The organism is Maricaulis sp. (genome assembly GCF_030149425.1).
GTDB lineage: Bacteria > Pseudomonadota > Alphaproteobacteria > Caulobacterales > Maricaulaceae > Maricaulis.
In genome coordinates this window covers 32,286-44,290 of sequence record NZ_JASBRQ010000041.1, presented here as the reverse complement: position 1 = coordinate 44,290, position 12,005 = coordinate 32,286, and the positions used below count along the sequence as shown (strand labels likewise).

General features: G+C 61.3%; 6 protein-coding genes. All 6 read left to right on the top strand.

The window, feature by feature from the left end; genetic code table 11:
* Positions 1 to 588 precede the first annotated feature (588 nt).
* The 6 genes from Q1V57_RS06410 (at position 589) to gspF (ending at position 12,003) form a co-directional block, all read left to right on the top strand.
* Positions 589 to 3,411 (top strand): hypothetical protein, encoded by a 2,823-nt coding sequence (locus Q1V57_RS06410; RefSeq protein ID WP_300528789.1) that lies wholly within the window; start codon positions 589 to 591, stop codon positions 3,409 to 3,411.
* An 80-nt stretch (positions 3,412 to 3,491) separates the two neighbouring features.
* Complete coding sequence (locus Q1V57_RS06405) at positions 3,492 to 6,248, top strand: TonB-dependent receptor (protein ID WP_300528788.1); 2,757 nt, start codon at positions 3,492 to 3,494, stop codon at positions 6,246 to 6,248.
* Between the two features lie 174 nt (positions 6,249 to 6,422).
* On the top strand, positions 6,423 to 7,316 hold the full coding sequence (locus Q1V57_RS06400) for a type II secretion system protein N (RefSeq protein ID WP_300528787.1): 894 nt from the start codon (positions 6,423 to 6,425) through the stop codon (positions 7,314 to 7,316).
* Complete coding sequence (gene gspD / locus Q1V57_RS06395; RefSeq protein WP_300528790.1) at positions 7,316 to 9,268, top strand: type II secretion system secretin GspD; 1,953 nt, start codon at positions 7,316 to 7,318, stop codon at positions 9,266 to 9,268. The genes Q1V57_RS06400 and gspD overlap by 1 nt, the downstream gene beginning before the upstream one ends.
* Positions 9,258 to 10,781, top strand: a complete 1,524-nt coding sequence (gene gspE / locus Q1V57_RS06390; RefSeq protein ID WP_300528786.1) for a type II secretion system ATPase GspE — start codon at positions 9,258 to 9,260, stop codon at positions 10,779 to 10,781. The genes gspD and gspE overlap by 11 nt, the downstream gene beginning before the upstream one ends.
* Entirely contained in the window at positions 10,768 to 12,003 is a 1,236-nt protein-coding gene (gene gspF, locus Q1V57_RS06385) for a type II secretion system inner membrane protein GspF (RefSeq protein ID WP_300528785.1), read from the top strand. Before gspE ends, gspF begins: the two co-directional genes overlap by 14 nt.
* The last annotated feature ends 2 nt before the right edge of the window (positions 12,004 to 12,005 follow it).

Here is a 12,005-nt window from a genome sequence, read left to right as displayed (position 1 = left end):
GTGCCGGGAGCGGACCAGGTCCAGGGGCGTATGGTACGTGCGCAATTCACGTGACCCCCTGATGGCAGTTAACCCAATCCGGCATCGTCGCCTCCGCCGGGGTGGGGCGCCTTTAAAGACAAAATCCGGGTCTGTAAAGTCAAAAACGACCGGGAGCCCGCAGGGGTGGGGCTATATTCTATACGCAGCGCCAAACCGGCCCGCCGTGACCCGCGATCGTCACAAAAAATACAAATCCGTACACGGCAAAAGAACCGGTTTCGGCCGGTTTTCTCGGATTCGATTCTGCACCGGGAAATGCCGGTCCAAAGGCGTAAAAATCCGAAATGTCACAAAAATTTCAATGATCAAATGCGGCCTTATGGTGAATCGGTCACTACTCCGAATTCGGCAATAATAGCAGGGTTTAAGGCGGTTGTTCCGGGCAACAAACTTCGCGGTCGGCCCAATTGATAGCGCCACCAAAGCGGCGGCCGGGTTTCTGTCATTCAAGCGTTACAAAGGTGCTGTTTATGCCCTCGCCAAGCGGCGGGCCCTGGTGGTTTGGGGCGCGTCGAAACTTGGTTTTGTCCTTTTTGGGGGTCTTCAATGTCGGTGAAGCAAAACTTCCGCAAGCTTCTGCTTGTCTCAACCGCCTGCGCCTTTTTCGCGGCCTGTGCGGACTCGTCCATTTCCTCTCCGGGTAACGAGAACCTGGGTACGCCTCCGGGCGGCGGCGGTGGCGGTGGCGGCACCGGTCAGAATATCGATCTGACGGCCAATGGCTGCGGCGATTTCGCGGTTGGCACCTTTACCCTTTCTGATGGCGGCACGCTGACCGCTTGTGAGATGTCCGGCAATATCACCGCCGACACCACGCTCGCTGCAGGCAGCGGCTATGTCGTTTCCGGCCCGGTCTTCATCGGCGAAGACGTCGGCAATGCCGGTACCGGCGGCATCCCGACCGTTGTGACGGTCCCGGCCGGCACCCAGATCATTGGCGCGAACGGCGCTGACTACCTGGTCGTCACCCGCGGCTCCGAGCTGCGTGTGCTGGGTACGCAGAACGACCCGGTCATCATGACCTCGCTTTCCGATATCGACGGTTCGGTCTCCGCGACCACGCGCGGCGAATGGGGCGGCCTGATCATCAATGGCCGCGCACCGATCAATGATTGTGACTCGGCTGTTGCTGGCGGTAGCGCTGATTGTACCAAGTCCGGTGAAGGTGGCACGGGCCTGTTCGGCGGCGATATCCCGACCGACAATTCCGGTATCTACCAGTACATGCAGCTGCGTTATGCAGGTTTCGAAATCTCGACCGATAACGAGCTCAACGGCATCGCCTTCCAGGGCGTTGGCAACGGCACCACGGTCAACAATATCCAGGTCCACAACAACAAGGACGACGGCATCGAGATGTTCGGTGGTACCGTCGACATGAAATACGTCGTTCTCACCGGTATCGGCGACGACTCTATGGACTACACCGATGGCTGGACCGGCCGCGCCCAGTTCGTCCTCGTGATCCAGGAAGGCACCGCTGCCGACCAGGGCTTCGAGTTCGACAACCGCGGTGGTCCCGGCGGCGCCAACGACCAGCTGCCGCGCTCCAACCCGATCATTTCCAACTTCACCCTGATCGGTGACAGTGCTGGGGCTGAATCGGACCAGGGCATGCTGATCCGCGAAGGTACCGCTGGCCAGCTCTACAACGGTATCGTCACCAACTTCACCGACGAATGCCTCGACATCGACCAGGACGCGACTTTCGCCCGCCTGGCGGGTGAAGGCGCAACCGGCGCGGCTGGCGACGAAATCCTGGACATCCAGTCTGTCGTCCTCGACTGCCCGAACGGCAACTTCTCCGAAAGCGGCGGCGATACGGTCGACGTTTCGGATTGGTTCCTGGGCCGTGCCAACAATGCTGAGATCACCAACTCCCTCGACGGCGTCTTCCCGGGCCCGGTTGAGCAGTCGATCGCAGCCGTCAATGTGAATGTCCTCGATCCGTGGTTCACGACCGTGTCCTACATCGGTGCTTTCGGTCCGGGCGACACGAACACCAATAACTGGACCACGGGCTGGACCTTCGGCGACTTCTCCGGTGCCGGCTCCACGGCCTGCCCGACGGGTACCGCAGAAACCGGTGAAGTTCTGAACTTCAAGCGCGTCTGCCGCCTGTCTGGTTCCTACACCGCTGACATCACCCTGGACAAAGGCTCCATCTACGAGCTCTCCGGTCCGGTCTTCATCGGTGAAGATGCTGGCGACAGCGCTGTCCTGACCATTGAGCCGGGCGTGACCATTTTCGGTAACTCCGGCGCGGACTATCTGGTCGTTGCACGTGACAGCCAGATCCGCTCCAACGGTACGCTGGCCGAGCCGGTCATCATGACCTCCCGCTCGGACGTCGAAGGCACGGTGGGTGACACCGACCGCGGCGAATGGGGCGGCCTGATCATCAACGGTAACGCTCCGATCAACGATTGTGACTCGGCTGTTGCTGGCGGTTCCGCCAACTGCACCAAGTCCGGTGAGGGCGGCACGGGCCTGTTCGGCGGCGATCAGCCGGCGGACGATAGCGGCAACCTCTTCTTCACCCAGGTCAAATTCGCCGGTTTCGAAATCTCCACCGATAACGAGCTCAACGGCATCGCCTTCCAGGGCGTGGGTTCGGCAACGGAAGTCAGCCACATCCAGGTTCACAACAACAAGGATGATGGCATCGAGATGTTCGGCGGCTCAGTGGACATGAAATACGTCCTTCTGACCGGTATCGGCGATGACTCCATGGACTACACCGATGGCTGGACCGGCCGCGCTCAGTTCGTCCTCGTCATCCAGGAAGGCACCGACGCCGACCAGGGCTTCGAGTTCGACAACCGTGGTGGTACCGGCGGCGCCAATGACCAGCTGCCGCGCTCTAACCCGATGATCTCCAACTTCACCCTCATCGGTGATGAAGCGGGCGCTGAATCGGACCAGGGCATGCTGATCCGCGAAGGTACAGCTGGCCAGCTCTACAATGGTATCGTCACCAACTTCACCGACGAATGCCTCGACATTGACCAGGACGCGACCTTCGATCGCCTGGCGGGTGAAGGCGCAACCGGCGCTGCTGGCGACGAGATCCTGGACATCCAGTCCGTGGCTCTCGACTGCACCAACAACTTCTCCGAAAGCGGTGGCGATCCGGTCGACGTGTCGACCTGGTTCCTGGGCCGTTCCAACAATGTCGAGTACACCAACTCGCTGACGGACGTGTTCATGCCGGGTGCGGCTGAAACCGGTCTGACGGCGACGGACGTGAACGCAATCGACAGCTGGTTCACGGACGTGAACTATGTCGGCGCGATCGACCCGACTGCAGCGACGGTGGACGACACCTGGGTTGCCGGCTGGTCCTTCGAGCCGCCGTGGCTCCCGTAAGCAGCAACGCAGTTTCATCTCCGGCCGGTTAAGGCCGGCCGGAGATGCCTTGTATCGAATGCAGTCACATGGTGATTAAGATGAAAACCAATCGAATTGCACTTTCGGCTGCGTTGCTGACGTCTACCACGTTGGTTCCTGTTGCAGCCGTCGCCCAGGACGCGCAAATCGAAGACCAGATCACGGTCCGTTATCAGTACATTCCTGATGACCGCCGCGTGACGTCCGAGGTTTCCGCGGTCCTGTCTCTCGACGACCTTGAAACCACTGGCGACTCCGACCTCGCATCTGCGCTGGTCCGGATCACCGGTATCTCCACCACGGGCGGTCGCTTTGCGGTTGTTCGCGGTCTTAACGAGCGCTACTCGAACACCCTCCTGAACGGCTCGCCGATGCCGTCTCCGGAACCGCTTCGCCGCGCCGCGCCGCTCGACATCTTCCCGACCAATGTTCTCTCGAACGTCCTGGTCCAGAAGACGGCAACGCCGCAATTCCCGGCTGAATTCGGCGGCGGTGTGATCGCCATTGAAACGGCCAGTCTGCCGAATGAGGGCTTCTTCTCGGCATCTGTTGGCGGTGGTTTTGACACGGTCACCACCGGTAATGATGGCCTGACCTATGACGGGTCGGACACCGACTGGATGGGCTATGACGACGGTATGCGCGACGTGCCGTCTGAAATCGCAGCGCTTTGGGATACGACGAACTTCGCCGGTTCCCAGCTGAACCGTGCCCAAAAGGCTGAGCTGGGTGCGTCCTTCGTCAATTCCGAGCTGTGGGTTGTCCAGACGGTTGATACCGATGCCAATGGTGACGTCTCCGTCTCCGTCGGTGACCGTTTCGACTTCGACAATTTCTCCATCGGTCTGCTGGGCTCAGCAAGCTATTCCAATAGCTGGCAGACCCGTGAAGGTACGCGTGGCGATGTCGGTCCCAACGGCTATGTCGCCGGTCCGCTCGACTTCACGACCTTCACCAATTCGGTCGACGAGACGAGCCTGTACAACAACACCACCGCAACCGAGAACACGATCGATGCGTCGGCCATGTTCTCTGCCGGCATCGATTTCTACGACGATCACGAGATCAGCTTCCTCTCCATGGTGCTGCGCTCGACCTCGAAAGAGACCCGCCGTACCCAGCGTTGGGACAACCCGTCGGAAATCGCCAACCAGATCGACAGCCTGTCCTGGTTCGAGCGGGAAGTGGTGTTCAACCAGCTCCTGGGTGAGCACACCTTTGCCAGCTTGGGCGATCTCGGCGTCGAGTGGCGTATTTCCGACGCCAAGGCGACCCGTGACGCACCGTATGAGCGCGAATATCGCTACGAATACGATCGTGACGGCAACCTGACCTACAACCCGACCATCACGTCGTCTAACTTCACCCGCTTCTCCGCGGTTGAAGACGAGACCTCCGATGCCGGTCTGGACTTCGAGCTGCCGGTTGTGTTCGGCAATTATGATGTCGAGCTGTCGTTCGGTTATGCCCAGATGAGCCGTGAGCGCGAGGCGTCCCAGCGCACCTTCCGCTTCCGCGCTGACTCGGACAGCTATGTCCGGGACATCGAGGACAGCCGGATCGACTATCTCTTCGCGGCGCAGAACTTCAACACGGAAGGCTTCTACCTCGACGAAGCCAACTCCACGGACAGCTCGCCGCAGCGTTATGACGCGGTGCTCGAGACCCAGGCCTTCTATGGCGGAGCCGATGTCGAAGTAACGCCGTTCCTGCGCGCTGCTTTCGGCGTCCGCTTCGAAGAAGAGACGGATTTCAACGTCCGCACCTTCGCGGTTCCGGGTGGTCTGTTGTTTGATCGTGATGTGGCAATTGACGCGCTTGTGGCCTCGTCCACGGGCTCTGACCGCGCCATCTTCTCCGAGCTGCAGGACCAGGACTACACCCTGCCGTCTGCAACTTTGACCTGGACCTTTGCAGACAATCTTCAGCTCCGGACCGCCTACTCGCAGTCCATCGCACGTCCGCAATTCCGCGAAGTCGCCTCGGCTGAATTCGTCGATCTGATTACCGATAACTCCTACATCGGTAACCCGTTCCTGCGGAACACGGAGATTGAAAGCTTCGATGCCCGCCTGGAATACTATTTCGGTCGCGAGCAGTTCGTCACGGTGGGCCTGTTCCACAAGACGCTGGAAAACCCGATCGAGGAACGTATCCGTCCGGTTGGTGACACGATCTTCTACGATTACATCAACGCACCGGAAGCGACGCTGCAGGGCTATGAGATCGAGTTCGAGAAGGTTTTCGACCTGTCGGACCGTTTCGAAGGCGCCTTCTTTGCCGACCGCGAGTGGTTCATCAAGACGAACTACACCAATATCGCCTCGGAAGTGTCGGTGGATGACGGCGATGTCGTGATCGTCAATAATGGCACGCTGCGTGGTCCGGTGGCCAATATCACGGCCGCAGACACGGTGATCCGTGACGGTCGCGAGCTGCAAGGTCAGTCCGAGCACCTGTTTAACCTGCAGTTCGGCTTCGAGACGTTTGACGGCCGGGCCCGCGGTGCTCTGCTTTACAACTACACCTCCGAGCGTATCCGCTCGGCCGAGCTGCTGACCTTTGACAGTGCGGCGAATGAGGTGGTTGTGGCGCTGCCGTCTGTGATCGAGGAAGTCCCGAGCTCGCTCGATTTCGTCTACAGCCGCACCGTAACGGTGGCGGACGCAGACTGGGATCTCGGCTTCTCGGTGCGCAATATTCTCGGCGACGGCTATGAAGCCACCGCCGTGGCCTCTTCCGCGGAGGTCGAACTGCCGGTGGATACCTATGATGTCGGTACCTCCTTCGGCTTCTCCATCTCGCGGACCTGGTAAGACTTCAGGCGGGGCGGGTTTTTCGAAACCCGCCCCGTTTTTGTGTCATTTTCTTTCGGGAAACCACGAAACGTCGTTAAACTGACGCATGACGCGTATATCGGATACCTCTCCGACGGGATTTATCCCTTCAACGCGTTGAAAGCCTGACCGAAACGGCAGGTGCAGGTGACCATGGCAGACATGCTTTCCTTCGCGGGTCAGACTTTCCGGAAGCCGAGGCTTGCCGTGATCGCCAAGCTCGCCCTGCCTGTGGTCAATACGCTCCTGATCATCGCAATCGCCTATGTCCTGGCGCGCGCCATATGGCTGCTCGCCTTTGGTGCCAGCGCGGGCGATTTTTCCACCGGATCCGCCGCTGGCAGCCGCAGCGCTTCCGCCCCGGCTTATGTCGCCGATATTGGACGCTTGCGCGATAGCAGCCTGTTTGAAGACCGGCGCGTCGTCGCGGATGCCCCGGTCCAGGCGGTCCAGCTCGCACCGGAAACCCAGCTCAATCTTACCCTGCACGGCGTGCGCCGCGGGGCCGGCCCGGACCAGGGCGCGGCGATCATCCAGGCGCCGGGCACGGGGCAACGCTTTGTCCGCACCGGCGCTGAGATCATTGACGGGGTAACGCTGGAAGAGGTCCATACCGACTACGTCATTATCAATCGCCGGGGCATCACTGAGTCTCTCTATTTGCGTGAAGAGCGACGCCAAGGCGCCAGCGGCGGGTCGGTCGTCGCGCCGACCGGTGCGCCGGGCAATACCTCAATCCGCAGCGCGGTCCGCGGCGGCACGGCGCGCAATATCGCAGAGCGTATCGATGTTGGCGGCCTGTTCGAGGTCGAACCCCGGTACGACGGCGCCAATATTGTCGGCTATCGCTTTGCCGGCGGGAACGCCGCCTTGCTGCAAAGCGCCGGTCTGCGCATGGGCGATATCGTCACCGCCGTTGACGGCGAAGATGTCACCGATGTCGAAGCCCTCGAAACCGTTTTTGAAGCGCTCGAAGACAATGAGCGCGTCAGTATTTCCATCGTCCGCGCTGGTATCCCTCTCAATCTTGAACTGGAATTGCCGTGATGTTTGTGTCCGTGAAGAACGCCGTCGCCGCCCTGATCGCCGCGAGCCTATTGCTCTTTGCGCCAGCCGCCGTGCAGGCCCAGGATAATCTGGTCAATTTCAATCAGGCTGAGATCCAGGCGGTCATCGATGATGTCTCGTCGGTGACCGGTTATACCTTCATCGTTGATCCCAATGTGCGGGGCCGGGTGACGATCACCTCGCAGACGCCGCTCACGGCCGATCAGTATTTCCAGGTCTTCCTGTCGACCATGCGTGTGCATGGCTACACCGTGGTCCCGACCGCCTCCGGCGCCTACCAGATCGTGCCGGACCAGGTCGGTTCGCGCAGCGCCGGCCCGGTCAATGAGGATATCCGCGGCGACCAGTATGTGACCGCAGTTCTGCGCCTCAATCATGTCGGTGTGCGTGAAGCGATCAATGTGGTGCGTCCGCTCGTCCACCCTCAGGGCGCGATCAATGCGACGCAAACCGGTAATGCGCTCGTCGTTGTCGACTATGCGGAAAACCTGCAGCGCATCCGCGAGGTCGTCCGCGATCTCGACCGCGACACTTCGGTCTATGAAATGGTCGAGCTGCAGAATGTCTCCGCTTCTGAAATTTCCCGCATCATCGAATCCGTGCGCACTCGCAATGCGTCGGGCGAGGATGATCAGAGCTTTAATGTGACCGTTGCGCCGATCCCGGCCTCCAACACGGTGCTTTTGCGGGGTAATGCCCGGGCCGTGAGCGAGATGGCCCGGCTGGTGCGCCAGGTCGACGGGGTGTCCCAGGCCAATCAGAGCTTCCGCGTGATCACGCTGGATCATGCCGATGGCGAGCAATTACTGCCCATCCTGCAGGAAGTCGTCGATACGCTCAGCTCGGATGACAATACCACTGGCCGCCGCGCCAGTGTCGCCCATCACGCGCCGACCAATTCGATCATCATCAATGCCGAGCCGGACGTGCAGCGTGAACTCGAGCTGGTCGTCAGCCAGCTCGATATCCGCCGCCCGCAGGTCCTGGTGGAAGGCATTATCGTGGAAATTTCCGACTCCACCGCCGCTGAGCTCGGCGTGCAGATGCTGCTGGCCGGTACCGGCAGTTCCGACACGCCGCTGGCGATGACGCGCTTCAACAACAATACACCGGACCTGTTGTCTCTGGCGGGCGCCATCGCGTCACCGGGGGATGATGACAGCACCACCAATACGTCCCTGCAGGATGCAGCCCTGGCCTCACTGCTCGGTGCCAGCGGTGCGACGCTCGGCTTTGGCGGTCAGAATTCCGACGGCACCCTGTTCGGCCTCGTGCTCAATGCGGTCGACAGCGATGTCGACAGTAATCTGCTGGCCACGCCGTCCATCCTGGCGATGGATAATGAGGAGGCGTCCTTCCTCTCCGGCCAGGAAATTCCGATCACCACGGGCGAAGCGCTGGGCTCGAACAATTCCAACCCGTTCCGCACCGTTGATCGCGAGGAAGTGGGTGTGAAACTGCTGGTGCGGCCGCAGATCACTGAAGGCGATACGGTCCGGCTCTATATCGAGCAGGAAGTGTCTTCAGTCGCTGGAACGGTGAGCACGACCTCGTCCGACCTGATCACCAATAAGCGCTCCATCGCCACGACGGTGCTGGCCGATAATGGCGAGATCATCGTGCTGGGCGGGCTGATCGAACAGGACGATCAGGCCACCACGAATGGCGTCCCGGTGCTCGGCGATGTGCCTGGTGTCGGGCGCCTGTTCCGCTCTGAAAGTGAAACCAGCGTACGCCGCAATCTGATGGTCTTCATCCGCCCGACCATTATCCGCAGCGAAGCGGATATGCAGGCGGTGACCGAGAACCGCTACGATTACATCGCGGGCCAGCAACGGATCGCTGATGAGAGCGGTGACAGCAGCCTGGAGACGATCATGAACATGCTCATGGTCGACATGCCGCAGACCGGGACCAGCGATGACCGCTAGCGCGCCAGACCAGACCGCGCCTGCTCCGCGCCAGACCTCGCCGGTAACCTATGCCTATGCCCGCCAGAAGGGTGTCGCCTACCAGCCGGGCGAGCCTGGCGTGTTTCTGTTGCGCGCCGGTGCGGATCGCCGGGCTCTGGTTGAGCTGCGCCGGGTGGTTGGCCGGACACTGCCGGTCTCGGAGTGCGATGCCGCCGCCTTCGACAAGGCGCTGTCGGACATTTATGCCTTCGACGCCATCGACGCGCAGTCTATGGAGGCGGAAGAGCAGGATGAGAGCCTTTCCCGCCTGATCGATGAGATTCCCAAGACCGAAGACCTGCTCGATAGCGCCTCTGATGCGCCGATCATTCGTCTGATCAACGGCATGATTGCAGAGGCCGTGCGCACCTCCGCCTCCGACGTTCATGTCGAGCCCTATGAGGACCGTGTCTCCATTCGCTACCGGATCGACGGCGTTCTGCGCGAGACTGTGTCGGTTTCGCAAAAGCTCGCCTCGCCGCTGGTCTCGCGCATCAAGGTCATGGCCCGGCTGGATATCTCGGAAAAGCGGGTGCCCCAGGATGGCCGTCTTACCATCACGCTGGGCGGCAAGGCTGTCGATGTCCGTGTGTCGACCCTGCCCTCGCGCTATGGCGAACGCGTCGTGCTGCGCTTGCTGGATAATTCCCAGGCTCGCTACAGCCTGGATGATCTCGGCATGCCGGTGGAGATGCTTGCCGATGTGCGCAAGGCCCTAGCCCAGCCCAATGGCATTGTCCTTGTCACCGGCCCGACCGGTGCCGGTAAGACCACGACGCTCTATGCGGGGCTCAACCTGCTCAATGATGCCACGCGCAATATCCTCACCGTTGAAGACCCGGTCGAATACGCGATCGATGGTATTGGCCAGACCCAGGTCAACGCCAAGGTCGGAATGACGTTTGCGGCCGGCCTGCGCGCCATCCTGCGCCAGGATCCCGATATCGTCATGGTTGGCGAGATCCGCGATGTCGAAACGGCCCAGATCGCGGTCCAGGCCAGCCTGACGGGACACCTTGTCCTCTCCACCGTGCACACCAATTCGGCGGTGGCCGCCATCGCCCGCCTGCGTGATATGGGCGTGGAAAGCTATCTTCTGGCGTCCACGCTGACGGCGATCCTGGCCCAGCGCCTGGTGCGACGTCTGTGTGCGCATTGCCGTGAGGCTTATGATCCGGACGCCGCCGAGCTGGAGCTCCTCGGTCTGCCCGCCAACACGGATGCCAAGCTCTATCGCCCGGTCGGCTGCTCGCAGTGTAACCAGCTGGGTTATGAGGGCCGGACCGGGATTTATGAGCTGGTCATGGTCGATGATGCCCTGCGCCGTCTGATTCATGATGATGCCCGCGAAGCGGATATGGCCGGGCACGCGTTCGACAATCGCAAGACCTTGTTCGACAACGGTATTGATCTGGTGCTGAACGGCACGACCAGCCTGTCGGAAGTCCTGCGCGTCTGTCGCGAGGACGGAGAGCGCAATGCCGGCCTTTGAGTATGAGGCACTCGACAAGGCGGGGAAGAAGTCCAAGGGGCTGATCACCGCTGACAGCGAAGTGGCGGCCCGGCGCGAGCTGCGCAGCCGGTCCATGGCCCCGTTGTCGATCCGCCATGCCGATGAGCGCAAGCCGCGGGCAACCGGCGAGGGGCTCTCGCTCAATATCCAGCTGACCCGGTCCGATTTGTCCGGCCGGGAATTGATGCTCATTACGCGTCAGCTTGCCAGCCTGATCGGCGCGGGCATGCCCATCGCGGAGAGCCTCGGCCTTGTTGCCGAGCAGGGCGGGCGGCATCATTTGCGGCGCATCCTGATGGCCGTCCGCGTTCGGGTCACCGAAGGTGAACGCTTGTCGGACGCGCTCGACGGTTTTCCGAAATCCTTCCCGGCGGTCTATCGTGCCATGGTCGCGGCGGGTGAGACGGCAGGCGGGCTCGGCGAAGTGCTCGCGCGTCTGGCGGATTATCTGGAGAAGGAACAGGCGGTGAAGACCCGGGTCACCGGTGCGCTGATCTATCCTGCGGTTCTGACCACCGTGGCCGTCGGCGTCATCGCCTTGCTGATGACCTTTGTTGTGCCGCGTATCGCCGAGCAGTTTACCGGTATGGGGATGACCTTGCCGCTTCTGACCCGGGTGATGATCGCGATCTCCGGCTTCATGCAGAGTTTCTGGCCGGTCCTGGTGGGTGGGCTGTTCGCATTGGTACTGCTTTGCGGCTTCCTTCTGCGCCAGGACAGTGTCCGGACGGTGTTCGACGGGGCGGTTTCTCGTCTGCCGCTGATCGGTACCTTCCTGCGCCATGTCGAGGCGGCGCGGTTTTGCCGGACCATGGGTATCCTGGTCGAAAGCGGCGCTGTCCTGCCCGATGCTTTGCGGGCGGCCCGGCGGGCCGCTGGCAATCTGGCCTTCAAGGGGCGGCTCGAGCTGGTGATCCGCGACATCGAAACCGGACGCGGCCTGTCGGACGCCATGCGCGCGCGCGGCTGGTTCCCGGCACTGGCCCTGTTCATGATTGCCGCCGGCGAACGATCCGGCGCCTTGGGCGAGATGTTCCGCCGCTCCGCCGATCAGCTCGAACAGGATCTGGACAGTTCCATCACGGTCGGGCTCAACCTGCTTGAGCCGGCTATACTTCTTATTCTCGGGGTCGGGGTCGGACTGATTGTCCTGTCTGTCCTGTTGCCGATCCTGCAACTCAATACCATGCCGCTCGGCTAGGG